This is a genomic window from Emticicia sp. BO119 (genome assembly GCF_013912375.1).
Taxonomy (GTDB): Bacteria; Bacteroidota; Bacteroidia; order Cytophagales; family Spirosomataceae; genus Emticicia.
The window spans coordinates 86,751-102,513 of the sequence record NZ_JACETV010000008.1; the positions used below are offsets into that span (position 1 = coordinate 86,751).

Consider the following 15,763-nt stretch of genomic DNA (forward strand, 5'->3'; position numbering starts at 1 on the left):
AATGGTTACGCCTCAATATCATACACTAACAATGGTATATCAGTTTTATTGATAATCTTCTTAGATTTACTCGGATTGATAAGATCTGAAAGAAAATCATGATGATGTCCTGCCACCACTAATAAGTCAGCTTTATGATTATGCACCGAGCTTAACAATCCCTCACTTACGTCATCGGCTTTAATGGCTTCAAATGCGAATTGCTCCTTAGAAAAACCTTCTTGTATATCTTTCAACATCTGTTTATCGTCCTGTACATTCAACTCAAAATCAGCATTAATTTTAATTAAAGTTATTTTTGAATGAAATTCTCTTGCAAAATCAAATAATCTGGCTAATACATTTTTCTCTTCCGATTCTAATTCTGTACCGTAGACGATATGTGTGAAGGATGGTGTATGACTATGTGCCGGAACTATTAATACCGGTACACTTGTGTTATTGACAACACTTGAAGCAGTACTGCCTATGAGCCTGTCAAAAAAAGAAGTGTCAGGAGTTTTACCAATAATAATCAGGTCTGCTTTTTTGTTTTTGGCAAAATCTGCAATACTTACAGACAAACTTCCTACAATCAGCTCACTTTCTGCCTTGATTTTCTTTTCTGTTAAAGCATCTACTATTGTTTTTAATTGTATTTCATACGACTTCACCATTTCTTCCTGTAGTGTTGATGGAGCTATGGTATCATACGCCAGATTTGGGTCTAAGGGCACCATCGGAAAAAAAATATGAACAACCAGTAATTCGGCATTAAACTTACTGGCTAAAAATGTAGCGTATGAGAAGGCGCTATCAGAGTTTTCTGAAAAGTCTGTAGCTACTATTATTTTCTTCATGAATTTATACATTGTTTATACAATATTAAAATTAGCCAAAAAATATGTGCCACTACGATATTTCAATATTAAATATCTATAAAGTTTAGTCACCGATATTTTTTTAATTTTGCATTTCTTGTTTTATATATAATCAATATACGCATATAATAGTTTTAGATTTTGTGCAAAATGAATGCAGATAGATTAATTAGTGTAGAAATTGAAAGTTTCTATACACAAACATCAGAAGAAGCCCGACTTCAGTTGGGCCTTGGGCCTTTAGAATTTGAGCGCAACAAAGATTTAATACAACGCCACTTACCTGTATCTAAAGGAGTAATATTAGATGTAGGTGGCGGGCCAGGCATCTATTCTGAATGGCTTTCGGGTATGGGCTACACTGTTTATCTGATTGATCCTGTACCTAAACATATTAAACAGGCTACTAAAAGAGCCAGTGGGTTGAAGAAACCATTTAAAGTTATTTTAGGCGAAGCAAGGCAATTGAACTTTGCTGATGAATCGGTAGATGTAGTGATATTACACGGCCCATTGTATCATCTACAAGATAAACAAGCCAGAATAAAAGCCTTACAAGAAGCCAAAAGAGTTGTAAAGAAAAATGGTGTAATTTTAGGTTTCGCTATTAATTATGCTGCTTCAACCATTGCAGGATTATTAAATGGCCTTATACATGAACCCGGCTTTATTGAAATGTGCAAACAGGAATTGCTAACAGGTGTACATACCCCCCCTAAAAACATGGTCGGGTCATTAGCAGAGGCTTATTATCATAGACCCGCTCAACTGATTGAAGAATTTAAAGAAGCAGAGCTTACATTTATAAATATCTATGCAGTAGAAGGAGTAGTATGGTTAGATAAAAAGTATTTTGAAAGCAGAGCAGATGCAAAAAAGAAACAAGCATTAATTGATTTATTAACTATTACAGAAAATGATCAGGCCCTATTGGCTTTAAGTCCGCATATGATGATTGCCGGTAAGAAAGTATGACGTTCCCGTTTTTGGTTCAGCTATTTATTCTTACATTTGATAATATACTATAACCTGAATATACTTTAAGCCTATAACCATGCCTAATATCAATAATTTCAGAGTTTTTTTGGCTAAACAACAAAAAGACGAACCTACTTTTTCGCTTAGTGGAATTGAAGAAAAATTAGAATTACCTTCTTTATTACTCCAGCATTTTATAAAGGGGAGAAAAGATTTAGGAGAGTATTCTGATAAGGTGATTGAGTTTTTTACCTCTATTGGCTACGACGATAGTGTTGCCTACTAAATAAAAGATTTTATATAGTTTTAAAGCCTTTTTATCCGCTTGCGGAAGTGCAAGGGTGTAACTCCTTCATATTTCTTAAAAAGCCGGCTGAAATAAGATTGATCAAGCAAGCCCACCTCGGTGGCTATTTCGCTGATTGATAAATTACTTTGGTATAAGAGCACCTTCGCTTCTAAAACAATGGTCTCGTCTATCCATCTGGTAGGAGATTTCCCGGTTACTGCTTTTACAGATTTATTCAGATGATTAGCAGTTATATTTAATAAAGAAGCATAATCACTTACCAGATGCAAGGTCTTGATATTCGAAAATAATATCTCTCTGAATTTATTAGAAATATCAATAGCTTTTAAATGTGGAATAATTGAAGCAGCTTTATAGCTCATATTTATTTCACACAATATGGCTATGAGATAAGACTGAACAATTTCTTTGTTTTGAAAGCCATTAGCTTCATAATCGATTAATACTCTTTCTAATAATTGCCTGATAAAACCTGAGGTCTGTCTATCTAAACTGATTTTTGGATTCCCCCACACTCTTAGAAACTCAAAATCTTTTAGCAAATCATTCTTTGCAAGTTTTCCGATCATCACATCCTCATGAAAATTGAATAAATACCCTTTATTAATATCCACATTATCAAAAGAAAAAACCTGCCCTGCCGCTACTATCAGACATTCATCTTTTACTATCCTGTAAGTTTCACTACCAATGCGCATAATAGCTTCACCCTCACTCAGGTAAATAAAAGTATGCGTAGTTGTACGGGCCGGAGGCACAGGGAGTTTCATTAAGCGTATCAGATTCTCTACTCTTACTATAAAGAAATTGTCATAATCCGATTTCAGGATTGTATCAGATTGCTCTCCATTTTTAATGAAGTTGTATCGGTAAGATTCGGCATCATAAGTTTTTATTTGTTGACCTTTAGGCATCTGTAATGATACGATTTTCTTTAAATACGCTATTCCTTATCAAAATGTTTTATAGGTTCGGTATCTGCTGCTTCAACTGAGGTTTGTTCATAATAGTAATGCGATAAACGATTCGCCTTCAGTTGACCCATAATGGTTTCTGGCTTTTTTAAACCCTACATTTTATCTTTTTTAACCGAAACCAACAGAATAAGTACACTAATTTTCTATACCTTTATTATGGATTTGCAATAATTGCTTCGTCTTTTAAAATGGTATCAAATGCCAAATAAAAAATGGTCACATTTGATGAAGTAAAAGAACAGGTTTATCCAACGGTGAATAAATTCATCTTTTAAATTATCAAAGAAAACTATGTATAGTGTGGGCTCAACTCTTTGCCACTAATAGTTGGTTTAATCCTGAAACAGCTTTCTATCAGCCCAGAAAGTACCAAAAGGTATGATTGATGCCAACAAAGCCAAAAAAGTTTTGCGCCAATTCCAGCTTTGCTCAATTTTTACCTGAATAACCGCTAAAACGTATAGGATAAACAGAAGACCATGAACCAAACCAAAAGTTTTGTTAGGAACTGGGTTATCAAAAGCGTATTTCAAAGGCATGGTGATAAACAATAACACTAAAAAAGATATACCTTCTATAAAAGCCAATACACGAAGCCTGCCCAATTGTGTTTTCAATAAATTTAACATGAATGATTCTTTTAAAAATTTCTTAAAAATGGTCTGAACCAAGGAATAGCTGCCAAGATTAATAACAAAGCAATAGAAAAATAAATACTGATTGTTTTAAACCTGACATAGTTTGTAGTGGCTCGTTTGGTAATAGAACCGCCGATAGTCATGACTACTATAGAGCTGAACATCAGAGCAATATGATAAATTCCAAAGAACCAGATTTCATGATTGCCTTCTGAGCCGTTTTTTATAAAAAATCCAGTAATAGGACTTAGGACAAAGTATAAAGTAAACCCTATCAATAATTGTGTATGACTAATAATGGTCGTTAACGCTCGGGTAAGGCTATCTGCTCTGGTATAGTTGCGTTTACTTATTAATCCATGAATACTGCTACCAATAATATAAAGCAGGCTAATTAAGACAAGCCAACGGAATATAGAATGAAAGAATACAAATATCTCGTACATAAAAGCCAGATTTCTGGCACAAAATTAGGCTTTATCGGCTATTGTCTGTTAGGATTGATGAGGCAAAAAACCGGACTTTTCAATCATTTTCTTATTATGCTTATCATTTAACAATTATCATCCCGTATAATTATATACCCATTCCAATACCTCTCCATCTTCAGGATCGTCTACTATGCCTACACAAGTAAAATTATTTTTCTCTAATACTCTGCATGAAAACTTGTTTTGTGGAAGAGTCCGGGCAGTAATTTTTATAGATGGGTCAGATTTTAATGAAAGTTCAACCAGCGACTTACAGATGCTTGTCCCTACACCCTGATGCCGGTATTCTTCCATAGTTCCATAAGCAATTTCTATAGTGTTGTTAAGAGGTTTCCCTTTTATTCCGGCACTACCTATAATATTTTCATTGTCTTTCACAAAATAACAAATCCAGGGCGGGGTAAACCCTACCCTCTCATAAAACTCTACAGTCATTTCCACTAATTCCTGACATTCAGGATATTTCATCCATTCATCATTCTCATCCAGGTATTCTCTAATAGGTACCAATTCCATGCTAATAATAGGTTAAATTCTTTAAAATTAACTCTTTCAGAAAAACAAATAATGGTTAAAAATAAGTTTTCTTCACCAAGATTCTCAGAATTATCCAACAATTTTAACATTTCTAAACATCATCCTCGCTGAATTTTGTACCGATTACTTGGCATTATTTTTGCTAATTTTTTCTTAAAAAAGTGCAAACCTATATTTCATTTTTTATTTGCTGCTGGTTTTACTTATCAGAAATGCAGTCTACAACTTTGCTTTATAAATATCAGAGTACACCGTACGTTTAGATCAGTCCTAATATAATTACACCATGAATTACAAAATTTTACTATTTTCTTATTTCCTATTATTTAATTCGGTTGTCGGACAAGTTCTAAAACCCTCATTCAGGCATTTTTCTACGAACGAAGGTCTGTCGCAAGGGCACGTTACTGCTATTCTTAAAGATCAGCAAGGTTTTATGTGGTACGCTACCTACGAAGGGCTCAATAAGTTTGACGGTTATCGTTTTGTTATTTACAAGCACTCTTCAGAAGATAGTCTAAGTTTAAACAATAATATTGTTAATGATATATTAGAAGATAATAACGGAACTATCTGGGTAGGAACAGCAACCGGATTGGATAGGCTCAATCGTGGGAAAGACAATTTTTCGCATTTTTTTTCTTCGCATAAATTATTAAATATACATGATATATTTCAGGATAGTAAAAACAGGTTATGGTTAGGCACTACAGAGGGTCTCTATCTGATTAATAGTACTAATGGCACTTTTACTGTTTTCAGGCATCATGAAACCAATAATAATAGTTTAAGCGATGATGCTATTGATAGAATAGAAGAAGGCAAAGATGGCAAATTATGGATAGGCACTAAGAACGGATTGAATAAGTTTGACCCTGAAACTCAAAACTTTGTCCATTATTTTAATGACCCTAAAAATCCTAAAAGCATTGGTTCTAACTGGATAAAAGCCCTATTCAGAGATAGCCAGAATAATATCTGGGTTGGTACACAAAGAGGGGGTGTTTCGAGATATAATGTTTCAGATGGCAGTTTTACCAATTTTAAACATGACCCGAAAAATCCTAAAAGTATTGGGTATAACGACATTCTATCATTTATAGAAGACCCTGAAGGTAATATATGGATAGGGACCGAAAATGGTGGTATTAGTGTGTATAATCCCGAAAATAATCTTTTTCAGACATTTCTGAATGATGCTAATGACAATAGTAGCCTTAGTAATAACTCAGTGTATTGTATGTATATAGATGATATTGACAATATATGGGTAGGTACTTATTCAGGTGGTGTTAATTTTCTGCCTAAATTCGGCAATAAGTTTTCATTGTATAAAGAGGGAACTCCTGTCAGTGGCTTAAAAAATAGCAGTATTCTTTCTATTGCCGGGGATTCTAACGGGAATGTATGGATAGGTACCGATGGTGGAGGGTTAAGTTTCTTCGACAAAAAGAAGAACACATTTACTACTTATAAAAAGCAAACTTCTAACCCAAGCAGTATCAACTCTGACTATGTTGTTTCGGTGGCTGAAATTGGCAAAGACCTTTTGGGTGTTGGGCTATATTTAGGTGGGTTTGACATACTTAATAAAAAGACCGGGAAGTTTACACATCACCTACCTGATAAAAATAATACTCACAGCATTTCATCTGAAAGCGTATATGCTATACTTAAAGCAAAAAACGGCAATGTATGGTTAGGCACCTTGAGCGGAGGTTTGAGTTATTATGATGTAAGAACAAATAGTTTTACAAATTATACCCATAATCCTAAAGACCAGAATAGTATTTCAAGTGATTTTGTGCGTGCCTTATATGAAGATGAGAATGGTACTCTATGGATTGGTACAGATAATAGTTTAGATGCTTTTGATAAAAGCACTGGAAAATTTGCACACTATATTCACAAAAACAATGACAGAAAAAGCATTATCAATAATAATGTGCAGGTAATTACAGAAGCAAAAAAAGGATACTTATGGGTAGGTACTACAGACGGACTGGCGTTGCTTGATTTAAAAACAAAAACATTTGAAAGCATCAGTGAAAAAGATGGGCTACCTAACAATGTAATTAACGGGATTTTGAAAGATAAAAAAGGGGATTTCTGGATAAGTACTAATAAAGGTATTACCCGTTATAATCCAGTAACTAAAAAATTCCGTAATTATGGCATTTCGGATGGCCTGCAAGGAAATGAGTTTAAACCAGCTTCAGCGTATCAGACGGTCGATGGTGAAATGTTTTTTGGTGGCCCTGATGGATTAAATATCTTTCATCCGGATAGTATGAAAGACAATACTTTTGTACCGCCCGTACATATTACTGATTTTCTGATTTTTAATAAAACAGTTGGCATAAATGAAAAAGATTCACCGCTTACAAGTGCCATCAGTGAAACCAAAGAAATTGTACTGACACACGAACAATCTGTTTTTTCGTTTGAGTTTGCGGCGTTAAATTATACTTTATCAAGAAAAAACCAGTATGCATATAAATTAGAAGGTTTTGATAAAGACTGGAATTATATAGGAAACCGACGAACAGCCACCTATACCAACTTAGATCCAGGCACTTATACTTTCAGAGTAAAGGCATCAAATAATGATGGTATATGGAATGAAGATGGAACATCTATCACTATAAAAGTGCTCCCTCCGTTCTGGGAAACCTGGTGGTTCAGAACACTGTTGATCGTCAGTATCATTGGAGCTGCAATTGCCTACTATCGATACCGGATGGGTTCAATCAGGGCCCATAATGAAAAATTAGAGAGACAGGTAGAGACACGAACTGCGCAACTCCGGAAATCTACTGAAGATGAATTGAAAGCAAGACAGGACGCTGAAAAAGCAAATCTTGCCAAAAGTATCTTCTTAGCTACAATGAGCCATGAGATACGCACCCCTCTGAATGGTATTATCGGTATGACATCATTATTGGAGGAAACCGAATTAAACGAAGAACAAAGAAACTATACTGATACTATTCATACTTGCGGAGAAGGTCTCTTGACAGTTATCAACGATATTTTGGATTTTTCGAAAATTGAGTCCGGGAATATGGAATTAGATATCAAAGACTTTGATTTAAGACATTGCATAGAAGAAGTATTAGATATTTTTGCCGAAAAAGTAGCGAAATCAAACATTGATTTACTTTATCAGATTGATTGGGACGTGCCGATGCAAATTGTAGGTGATAACCTACGCCTGCGTCAGGTATTATTGAATCTTATCGGAAATGCTATTAAGTTTACCCATAAAGGTGAGATTTATATCCGTGTATTTTTAATAAATGCTGAGCAGAACGGACAAGTTGAGTTAGGATTTCAGGTTAAAGATACAGGCATCGGGATTCCATCTGATAAACTCGATAAGCTATTCAAAGCCTTCTCTCAAGTTGATTCTTCAACTACACGCAAATATGGAGGAACAGGTTTAGGGCTTGTTATCAGCGAAAAACTGGTCAGACTAATGGGTGGAGATATAAGCGTGAGAAGCGAAGTTGACAAAGGTACGACTTTCACGTTTACTATCAAGACAGAAATAAGCTCTGTAAAAATATCCACTTTACCTTTTAATTTAGAAGTTTTAGAAAACAAAACAGTTTTGGTTGTTGATGACAACCTGACTAATCTGAGTATTTTTAAGGGTCAGTTAGAGCAGTGGAAGATGATACCTACACTCATTTCTTCTCCACAGGAAGCATTAGGTTATGTTAAAAACAATGATAGTTTCGACATTATCATTACTGATATGCAAATGCCTGAAATGGATGGTATAGAATTAGCCTTGGCAATCAAGAAAATTGCCCCAAAAATACCTATCATGCTTTTGAGCTCTATTTCTGATACTTTCTATAAAGAGCATCCTGACTTATTCTGTTCTGTACTTACCAAACCTGCCAAGCACCATATTCTCTGCCGGAATATCCATAACCAGATTATGTCAAAAGAGCGTCCTGTCGTGGTTGAAAAAATTCAGGGAATGGCAGCACAGAAATTATCAGTTGAATTTGCAGCTCAATACCCGATGAATATCTTAGTGGCAGAAGACTATATCATGAATCAGAAATTGGCATTGAGAATATTGAGTAAATTAGGTTACGAGGCCGATTTAGCCGAAAATGGTCTGGAAGTATTAGAGGCTATTAAACATAAAGAATATGATGTGATTCTGATGGATGTTCAGATGCCGGAAATGGACGGATTAAGGGCTACAACACTCATCAGAGAGCAGATGATTAATCAGCCCGTTATCATCGCCATGACGGCTAACGCACTTCAGGAAAGCAGAGACGAATGCCTTAGAGCAGGTATGGACGATTACATTAGTAAACCTATTAATCTGGAATTTTTAGTTGGTGCATTAGAACGCTGGGGGAAATTAATTAAAAAAAAATTGCAGGAAGTATTTGAAGAAGAAATTGTATAATTGCCTATAGAGTGATATTGTGTCTGATAAAATGCTATTACATTTGTAATAGCATTTTTTATACAATTTATCTCTGTTATTGTTCTGAGGGCTGAGCAATTTCTTTATCTAAAGCAACAGGACTACCTAAAGCAGGCGTGCCGTCGGTATTCCAGGTAAAAGGTTGCATACGCGGAGAGCGTTTGTTGCTACAACCTTGCCCAGCTTCAGGATTTGCATGATAGATTATCCAATGCTCTTTTCCGTCTGGCGATTTAAAGAAAGAATTATGCCCGGGAGCAAAAGCTTTCCCCTCCTGATTGGCTTTAAAGATAGGTTCATCCGCTTTTTTCCAGGAAGATGCCTGCATTAAATCAGCCTCGGCATTGGCTTCTAACAATCCAAGTGTATAGTTATCAGTCCAGCAACCACTTGCCGAAAACACGATAAATATTTTTTTACTGTTATCGGACTGCCTTAAAAACTGAGGACCTTCATTTACGACGGGCAAAGGGCCTGAACCCATTTTTTCCCAGCTATGCTCGGGAGTTGATATTTTTGTACGCTCACCTTCTATTGTCCAAGGGTTTTTAAGTTTAGCAATATAAATATTCTGGCTTACATTTTCAGCCCCCTCCCAACCTGACCAAATTGCATATAACTGCTTATTAACTTCAAAAATACTCATATCAATTGCCCATCTGTTAGTCGGGTCTGTAACTTGCCCTTTCAAAGTCCAGTTAGTAGTAGTAGGGTCTGCATCCGGGTTCTCTATAACCCACATCCTATGGTTATCGTTTTTTCCGTCATCAGCTGCAACATATACATACCATTTACCATTCAGAAAATGTAATTCTGGTGCCCACAACTCTTTGGCGTAGTTTCCTGTCGGAGGGGGTGTCCATACTACCCTCCCTTGTGTTTTTGATAATTCAGCCAGATTCTTTGTTTTCCAGAGAGTAATATTTTTACCTGTCGTGTGACAGTAATAATAAAATCCATCTTTGCGAATCACCCAAGGGTCAGGACCGGTAGGTAAAAGTGGATTTCTGAATGTAGTCTGAGCCTGACAGATAACAGGATTAATTGATAATAGGCAAATGAGGCTAAAAATAAGTTTTTTAGACATATTACAGTTTATGAATAAAGATTGAATAGAATTAAAGCGTTTTATCTGCTTTTTAAAGTCCAAATAAAAAGCAAGCGATATACTTATGCAAATGATGAGAAGATAATTTTTGCCCAGCTGAAAGTACATAAAAAAAGGCGGATAAACCGCCCTTTTGTCAATGATGTCCTTCGTCAGCCTGTTTACGATCGTAATTGTTAGCGAAAGTAAAGCCTAAAAAGATAAGCCCGAGTATAAAGACAAATAAATCGCCAAATACCCAAAGGATTGTCATACATAATAAAAAGATTACTAATGTAAGCCAGTTAGGAAGTGATTTTGAGCCTGAATGTTTTGCCATGATTTATCCTGATACGTTAGATTCTGCTTGCAAGTTATGATATAACTCCCAAAATTGAAAATATTACTTGAGTTTCTCATAAAAAAACGAATTACCATCTGCTAAAACAGAACCAATTGGTGCAGGTTGATATAATACCAAATATTTTGGAGTTTCTGTAAAGGAAATAAAAGAATAGGTCTTACTATCTTCAAAAATCAGCTTATCTTTCTGATAAGTAGCTTTTTCATCTGAGCTTATACTCACATCAGAACTCTCTATCACCTTTCCGTCTTTCGTGCGGGTATAGGTACCTTTTGCGGCATTAAATGTTAAAACTTCTTCATAATCAGGCTGAAGCTCGCTTGGCCCTTGTGGCGACGGGAAACCAATACCAATTTTCACTAATTTCCATTCTCCGTTTAATTCGTTCAATAATGGGTCAGGTGTTATATTTTCGCAAGCCGTTAAAAGCAAGAGAGTAGAGATAAAAATCAGCATAGTTTTCATAGTTCAATACGGTTTTTAATGATAGATTCATACTTTCATAAAATGGTTGGAATCTAAAAATCAAACTCTATAATTTCAGGGTCGTTCAGAAAACTTTTAATTGCCTTTTCATGATTTTTTTCCGGCCCTCTGACAGACCACGTTCCACTTATCAGATCATTCGATTTGGTTTGCATATTGCGTTCAGCCACTAAGCCAAATTTTTCAAACTTGTGTTCATAATGCTTCAGTGTATCATTATTGAATTTACAGACAATCCGATAGGTGCGAATCAGGTTTCTTTTCTTGATTATGGTTTGAAGTGGTACAAGCCCATATAGGGCAAATATAACCAATAACATCGCTACAAAGCCAGTTTCGTATAGGCCTTTGCCAAAACCTACGCACATCCCCAAGGCAGCGGTAACCCATGCGGCAGCAGCGGTAGTAATACCAGTAATGCGCCCACTTGAATTATCTCTGAAAATAATACCACCTCCCACAAAGCCGATGCCTGTTACGATATTAGCTGCAATGCGCGAGGGGTCGGTACCCAATTTGATAGAGATAAGGGTAAAAAGTGTAGAGCCAACACAAATCAATATCATGGTTCGGAGTCCAGCAGATTTACTATGGTACTCCCGCTCAAAACCAATAATTGCCCCAGTACCTGCCGAAATCAGGAGTTTAATTATATCTTCTGTAATAAATTCTATAAACATGGTATGATGGAAGCCATTAATTGGTTAACAATTTAGCTTCTTATTTGTTATGGAATAAGCTACGTATGGCAACCAACGATAGCTTAAAGTATTATTTTATTATTTTAGGTAAAACTTAACACAAATTTTTTGTATTTTCTGAATACTTTGGTTGTATTTGCAAATTATTTTAAAACATCTCCAAATAAAATCCTTTATGAAAACTGATCTCAAACAAAAGGCCTCTGAAATTGCCGCTGCCCTTGCCGATGTGGTAATAGGAGAAACAACCAATAAAAAGATTAAAAAAGCTATCGATAAAACTGCAAAAAAATTAGCCAAAAAAGTAGCTAAAGTAAAAAAAGAAGCAGAAAAAGATAAACTGAAAGAAGAAAAGAAAGCTTTGAAAAAAGCAACTGAGAAAGCAAAGAAAGATAAGAAAAAAGATCAAAAGGAAGATAAGAAAGCTCCTTCTCTAAAAGTTGATGCACCAAAGCCAGCACCTGCTCCTGAAGTACCAAAAGCGGTTGCTCCGAAGCCAACTCCGGCTAAACCCGCGCCCGAAAAACCCAAAGCAGTAGCTCCAAAACCAAAAGAGCCAACAGCCTAATAGCAGAACTTATCTATTCAGACTTTCATGATTACTATCATAAAAAGGTGTAAATCCCTACTGATTTACACCTTTTCCTTTATACTTCTCCTGGTTTCGACTACTATAGCCCAAAAGGCTAATGAGTTGATTATTACCGAAATCATGGCAGACCCTACTCCTACCAAAGGGTTGCCAGAAAAAGAGTATATTGAATTATATAATCGTTCTGAGAAAAGTATCAATCTCAATCAATTCATTCTTTTTTATAATACTACCTCAGTCAGATTCCCCGATGTTTCTATTCAACCTAAAGAGTATCTGATAGTAACTCACCGAAATAACATACCCGATTTTCAAGCTTATGGCAAAGTAATTGGGCTTAATAATTTCGCCCTCAATAATACCGGTACAACATTAATTATTAAAGATATTAAAAATAGTGCGCTATTTTCTGTGAGCTATAATGAAAAATGGTACACTAAAAGTAAAACGCAAGGCTTTGTCTTAGAGATGATTGACACTGACTTCTCTTGTGTAGAAGAAGGCAATTGGGCTTCGAGCGAAGCCATTTTACAAGGTACACCAGGTAAAGAAAACTCAATTAAGGCCTCTCAACCTGATTTAACGCCTCCGGGTCTGGTACGCTATGAATTAGAAAATGCTTCTACTATAAAACTGGTCTTTTCAGAAAAACTGGATAGTCTTTCAGCAGTCAGCTCTAACGCTTATACTATAGATAAATCACTAACAATAGATAAAATCAGGATTGAGAGCCCAACGAACCGTTATATTTATCTATCCCTTAATTTTCAATTGCAAGAAAATACCTTATATACTCTGACAGCCAGAAATATAGCGGACTGTTCGGGGAATGTCTTGAAAGAAGCAGAACTAACCATTGCTGACATTCAACCTGCTGATTCGGGCGATGTGGTGATTAATGAAATTTTATTTAATCCCAGAAGTGGTGGAGAAGACTTTGTAGAAATCTATAATCGTAGCAATAAATTTATCAGTCTGAAAGACTGGGCATTGGGCAATATTGATGCGAAAGGCACTATTGCTAATAGTAAACCTATAAGTAGTACTCCATTCATTTTGAAACCAAAGCAGTTTTTAGTCTTAACCAAAAGTGTGGAAATCATTAAAAACCAGTATTTTAAGGCTATTACTGATAATATTTTAGAAATGGTTTCCTTACCGACATTCCCTGACGAGAGTGGTACAGTTATTCTAATGAATAATACTCAGAAAGTCTTTGATCGGTTTGACTATGATGACAACCTCCACCATACCTTGATTGATGATAAGTCAGGTGTATCTCTTGAAAAGGCCGATTATAACCTCTCCTCTTCTGTACCTTCCAACTGGCATTCGGCAGCAGCTTCAGAAGGGTACGCTACTCCAGGTTATGCCAATTCGCAAGGTATATTGTCTAATCAAAAAAATGCTTTTTCAATAGAACCTGAAATTTTTACACCTGACGGAGATGGCTTTGACGATGTAACTCTATTGAAATTTCGATTAGATATATATGGCTATATAGCCAATGCTTATGTTTTTGATATAAATGGACGGATGCTGAAACAATTAGCACAGAACCAGCTATTAGGCTCAAGTGATCAGATAAGCTGGGATGGTAAAAATGCCAGTAATGAAATAGTAACAGTAGGGTATTATGTGATATTGGTAGAATTATTCAATCCTAATGGAGAAAAACAGGAGTTTAAGGGCAAGGTGGTAGTTGGTAGCAAATACTAAAGCCAGCCTCTTTCCATTGCTATTTTAACTGCTTCTGCTTTACTGCTAATATCTAATTTCTGATAAATATTTTTTAGATGCGTACGTACTGTATGAGGGCTGATAAACATAGCATCGCTTATATCCTGATAAGTAAAACCTTTGGCAAAAGCCGTTAATATTTCAATTTCACGCTTAGAAAGCATTATCTGTTCGACCAAATTCTTCTTTTCAGTTATTTCTACTACTTGCGGTTGTGCCTCGGTCGTAACGCCCTTTTTGATATTGACAAATAAATATTCTTTTACTCTTACAAGCATTGCTACAGACAATATCATAATTTCTAACAAAAAACCGAATAAATAAGCATAAGGCTGAACAATCCAGATATCTAAAATATGATTAAAATATTGTGGCAGAATGTATGATAGTGTAGGTGGAATAACTGAAACAATATAAATTCGTGACATAGTATTTTTACGAACTGATGCTAATACTGTGAAGTAAAGAAAAGCTAACAAACAGACAAAGAAAATACGGGCAATCCAGGCGGAAAACTGGAGATAAATATCTGATGCTCCTGCAATCCAAATCGGTGAGAATAATGAAGGTAATAATAATATCCAGAAAACAATGCTTAAAACACGCAATGTCCGTTCAAAAAAAGGCCGGTCAGATAATGATAGTTTTGTAAACGAAATAATAAACAGAATACTCCAGAAAAATATACTATAACTGAAATACTGTGTTAAATCTATTACACGGTTTCTTATTAAACCGGCTGGCAGGTATTCATACAAAAATCCGTCAAGATGTAGAAAAAGTAAAATAAGACTTAGCACATACATACCGTAGAAATAGAAAATTCTCATATTAAGCAGATAGCCAACAAGGAAGTTTCCAATCACGATCAAGATAAGAATCCCAATGATAATCCCCCAGAAGAAATTAAGTTGGCGGTCGCTTTTTTCAAATACCCTGGGGTTCCAGACAATGAGGGGAAATTTAATTGAGTTCAGTAAATTTTTCCCTTTCAGATAAACCATATACTTTTTTCCTGCTTTCAGTTGTAAAGGAAACACAAAATCTCTATGTACATAAGCCCGATTGACAATCGGTGTAAGGTAGCTTAGGTTTTCAGACGACTGAATAACTTTCCCTTCATTCACGAGATAAAAACTGAGTTCGTCAAAAATTGCACTATTGATATGAAACAGATATTGATTATCAGTCTTGCTTGCTATCTCGAGCCTGACCCATCCTGTTCGTTTTCCCCAACCAAAATTGGGAATCCCAACTTTTGATAAATGAAAATATGCTTGATTATGCCGTAAAAGGCTGTCAATAGTCAAGGTATTAGAAGAATCTTTTAAAACGAATAATCGCTCTCGAATTTCTTGTTTTTGCCAATTGCTATTCAACCAGATAGTTTTCTGGCAGAAGGTAGTAAAAGGCAATAAAATAAGGAATAGCAAACGCATTTATTTCTGTTTTGTGGCAATTTAAGCAAAATACCACAAATGAGGTATTGAATTATGCAGTATTCTAAAGGTCATTTGCAAAAGATTTCTCAACGAGGATAGCC

At 35.5% G+C, this 15,763-nt stretch carries 15 protein-coding genes; 5 read left to right on the forward strand and 10 right to left on the reverse strand.

What is annotated here, in order from left to right; all coding sequences use genetic code 11:
* Positions 1-5: 5 nt before the first annotated feature.
* Positions 6-839: a universal stress protein gene (locus tag H1R81_RS21935; protein WP_181842895.1), complete on the reverse strand. Its 834-nt coding sequence runs from the start codon at positions 837-839 to the stop codon at positions 6-8.
* Between the two features lie 171 nt (positions 840-1,010).
* Here H1R81_RS21935 and H1R81_RS21940 point away from each other — a divergent pair, with 171 nt between their 5' ends.
* Together H1R81_RS21940 and H1R81_RS21945 are read left to right on the forward strand one after the other, a co-directional pair.
* The gene (locus H1R81_RS21940; RefSeq protein ID WP_181842896.1) at positions 1,011-1,835 is read left to right on the forward strand and encodes a class I SAM-dependent methyltransferase; all 825 of its coding nucleotides are present in this window, start codon (positions 1,011-1,013) and stop codon (positions 1,833-1,835) included.
* Between the two features lie 79 nt (positions 1,836-1,914).
* Entirely contained in the window at positions 1,915-2,124 is a 210-nt protein-coding gene (locus tag H1R81_RS21945) for a hypothetical protein (RefSeq protein WP_181842897.1), read from the forward strand.
* Between the two features lie 20 nt (positions 2,125-2,144).
* Here the strand turns inward: H1R81_RS21945 and H1R81_RS21950 are convergent, their stop codons facing one another.
* The 4 genes from H1R81_RS21950 to H1R81_RS21965 all read right to left on the reverse strand — a co-directional run bounded on the left by H1R81_RS21950 (position 2,145) and on the right by H1R81_RS21965 (position 4,770).
* Complete coding sequence (locus H1R81_RS21950) at positions 2,145-3,062, reverse strand: AraC family transcriptional regulator (RefSeq protein ID WP_181842898.1); 918 nt, start codon at positions 3,060-3,062, stop codon at positions 2,145-2,147.
* Positions 3,063-3,457: 395 nt separating this feature from the next.
* Entirely contained in the window at positions 3,458-3,754 is a 297-nt protein-coding gene (locus tag H1R81_RS21955; protein WP_181842899.1) for a DUF3817 domain-containing protein, read from the reverse strand.
* An 11-nt stretch (positions 3,755-3,765) separates the two neighbouring features.
* Entirely contained in the window at positions 3,766-4,209 is a 444-nt protein-coding gene (locus H1R81_RS21960) for a hypothetical protein (protein ID WP_181842900.1), read from the reverse strand.
* A gap of 117 nt (positions 4,210-4,326) precedes the next feature.
* Positions 4,327-4,770, reverse strand: coding sequence for a GNAT family N-acetyltransferase (locus H1R81_RS21965; protein WP_181842901.1), 444 nt, complete (start codon positions 4,768-4,770; stop codon positions 4,327-4,329).
* Positions 4,771-5,077: 307 nt separating this feature from the next.
* Here H1R81_RS21965 and H1R81_RS21970 point away from each other — a divergent pair, with 307 nt between their 5' ends.
* Positions 5,078-9,229, forward strand: coding sequence for a hybrid sensor histidine kinase/response regulator (locus H1R81_RS21970; RefSeq protein WP_181842902.1), 4,152 nt, complete (start codon positions 5,078-5,080; stop codon positions 9,227-9,229).
* Positions 9,230-9,305: 76 nt separating this feature from the next.
* Here H1R81_RS21970 and H1R81_RS21975 read toward each other — a convergent pair whose 3' ends face one another.
* The 4 genes from H1R81_RS21975 to H1R81_RS21990 all read right to left on the reverse strand — a co-directional run bounded on the left by H1R81_RS21975 (position 9,306) and on the right by H1R81_RS21990 (position 11,867).
* Positions 9,306-10,337 carry a family 43 glycosylhydrolase gene (locus tag H1R81_RS21975; RefSeq protein WP_181842903.1) on the reverse strand — a complete coding sequence of 344 codons (1,032 nt, stop codon included), beginning with the start codon at positions 10,335-10,337 and terminating at the stop codon, positions 9,306-9,308.
* Positions 10,338-10,494: 157 nt separating this feature from the next.
* Positions 10,495-10,677, reverse strand: coding sequence for a hypothetical protein (locus tag H1R81_RS21980; RefSeq protein WP_181842904.1), 183 nt, complete (start codon positions 10,675-10,677; stop codon positions 10,495-10,497).
* Between the two features lie 63 nt (positions 10,678-10,740).
* Positions 10,741-11,166 carry a hypothetical protein gene (locus tag H1R81_RS21985; RefSeq protein ID WP_181842905.1) on the reverse strand — a complete coding sequence of 142 codons (426 nt, stop codon included), beginning with the start codon at positions 11,164-11,166 and terminating at the stop codon, positions 10,741-10,743.
* Between the two features lie 53 nt (positions 11,167-11,219).
* A complete protein-coding gene (locus H1R81_RS21990) occupies positions 11,220-11,867 on the reverse strand; it encodes an MgtC/SapB family protein (protein ID WP_220275288.1) in 648 nt (215 codons plus the stop codon).
* 196 nt (positions 11,868-12,063) lie between these two features.
* On the opposite strand from H1R81_RS21990, the gene H1R81_RS21995 reads away from it, so the two are divergent.
* Together H1R81_RS21995 and H1R81_RS22000 are read left to right on the forward strand one after the other, a co-directional pair.
* Complete coding sequence (locus H1R81_RS21995; protein WP_181842906.1) at positions 12,064-12,456, forward strand: hypothetical protein; 393 nt, start codon at positions 12,064-12,066, stop codon at positions 12,454-12,456.
* Positions 12,457-12,483: 27 nt separating this feature from the next.
* Positions 12,484-14,199 (forward strand): lamin tail domain-containing protein, encoded by a 1,716-nt coding sequence (locus H1R81_RS22000; RefSeq protein ID WP_181842907.1) that lies wholly within the window; start codon positions 12,484-12,486, stop codon positions 14,197-14,199.
* On the opposite strand, the gene H1R81_RS22005 is transcribed toward H1R81_RS22000, so the two are convergent.
* Positions 14,196-15,659 carry a 7TM-DISM domain-containing protein gene (locus H1R81_RS22005; protein WP_181842908.1) on the reverse strand — a complete coding sequence of 488 codons (1,464 nt, stop codon included), beginning with the start codon at positions 15,657-15,659 and terminating at the stop codon, positions 14,196-14,198. The two genes, H1R81_RS22000 and H1R81_RS22005, sit on opposite strands and share 4 nt — an antisense overlap.
* Positions 15,660-15,763 lie beyond the last annotated feature (104 nt).

What these genes read in the sequence shown, in the direction of transcription:
- H1R81_RS21935 (WP_181842895.1), bottom strand. Translation starts at nt 839, where the DNA reads ATGAAGAAAATAATAGTAGCTACAGACTTTTCAGAAAACTCTGATAGC.
- H1R81_RS21940 (WP_181842896.1), top strand. Translation starts at nt 1,011, where the DNA reads ATGAATGCAGATAGATTAATTAGTGTAGAAATTGAAAGTTTCTATACA.
- H1R81_RS21945 (WP_181842897.1), top strand. Translation starts at nt 1,915, where the DNA reads ATGCCTAATATCAATAATTTCAGAGTTTTTTTGGCTAAACAACAAAAA.
- H1R81_RS21950 (WP_181842898.1), bottom strand. Translation starts at nt 3,062, where the DNA reads ATGCCTAAAGGTCAACAAATAAAAACTTATGATGCCGAATCTTACCGA.
- H1R81_RS21955 (WP_181842899.1), bottom strand. Translation starts at nt 3,754, where the DNA reads ATGTTAAATTTATTGAAAACACAATTGGGCAGGCTTCGTGTATTGGCT.
- H1R81_RS21960 (WP_181842900.1), bottom strand. Translation starts at nt 4,209, where the DNA reads ATGTACGAGATATTTGTATTCTTTCATTCTATATTCCGTTGGCTTGTC.
- H1R81_RS21965 (WP_181842901.1), bottom strand. Translation starts at nt 4,770, where the DNA reads ATGGAATTGGTACCTATTAGAGAATACCTGGATGAGAATGATGAATGG.
- H1R81_RS21970 (WP_181842902.1), top strand. Translation starts at nt 5,078, where the DNA reads ATGAATTACAAAATTTTACTATTTTCTTATTTCCTATTATTTAATTCG.
- H1R81_RS21975 (WP_181842903.1), bottom strand. Translation starts at nt 10,337, where the DNA reads ATGTCTAAAAAACTTATTTTTAGCCTCATTTGCCTATTATCAATTAAT.
- H1R81_RS21980 (WP_181842904.1), bottom strand. Translation starts at nt 10,677, where the DNA reads ATGGCAAAACATTCAGGCTCAAAATCACTTCCTAACTGGCTTACATTA.
- H1R81_RS21985 (WP_181842905.1), bottom strand. Translation starts at nt 11,166, where the DNA reads ATGAAAACTATGCTGATTTTTATCTCTACTCTCTTGCTTTTAACGGCT.
- H1R81_RS21990 (WP_220275288.1), bottom strand. Translation starts at nt 11,867, where the DNA reads ATGTTTATAGAATTTATTACAGAAGATATAATTAAACTCCTGATTTCG.
- H1R81_RS21995 (WP_181842906.1), top strand. Translation starts at nt 12,064, where the DNA reads ATGAAAACTGATCTCAAACAAAAGGCCTCTGAAATTGCCGCTGCCCTT.
- H1R81_RS22000 (WP_181842907.1), top strand. Translation starts at nt 12,484, where the DNA reads ATGATTACTATCATAAAAAGGTGTAAATCCCTACTGATTTACACCTTT.
- H1R81_RS22005 (WP_181842908.1), bottom strand. Translation starts at nt 15,659, where the DNA reads ATGCGTTTGCTATTCCTTATTTTATTGCCTTTTACTACCTTCTGCCAG.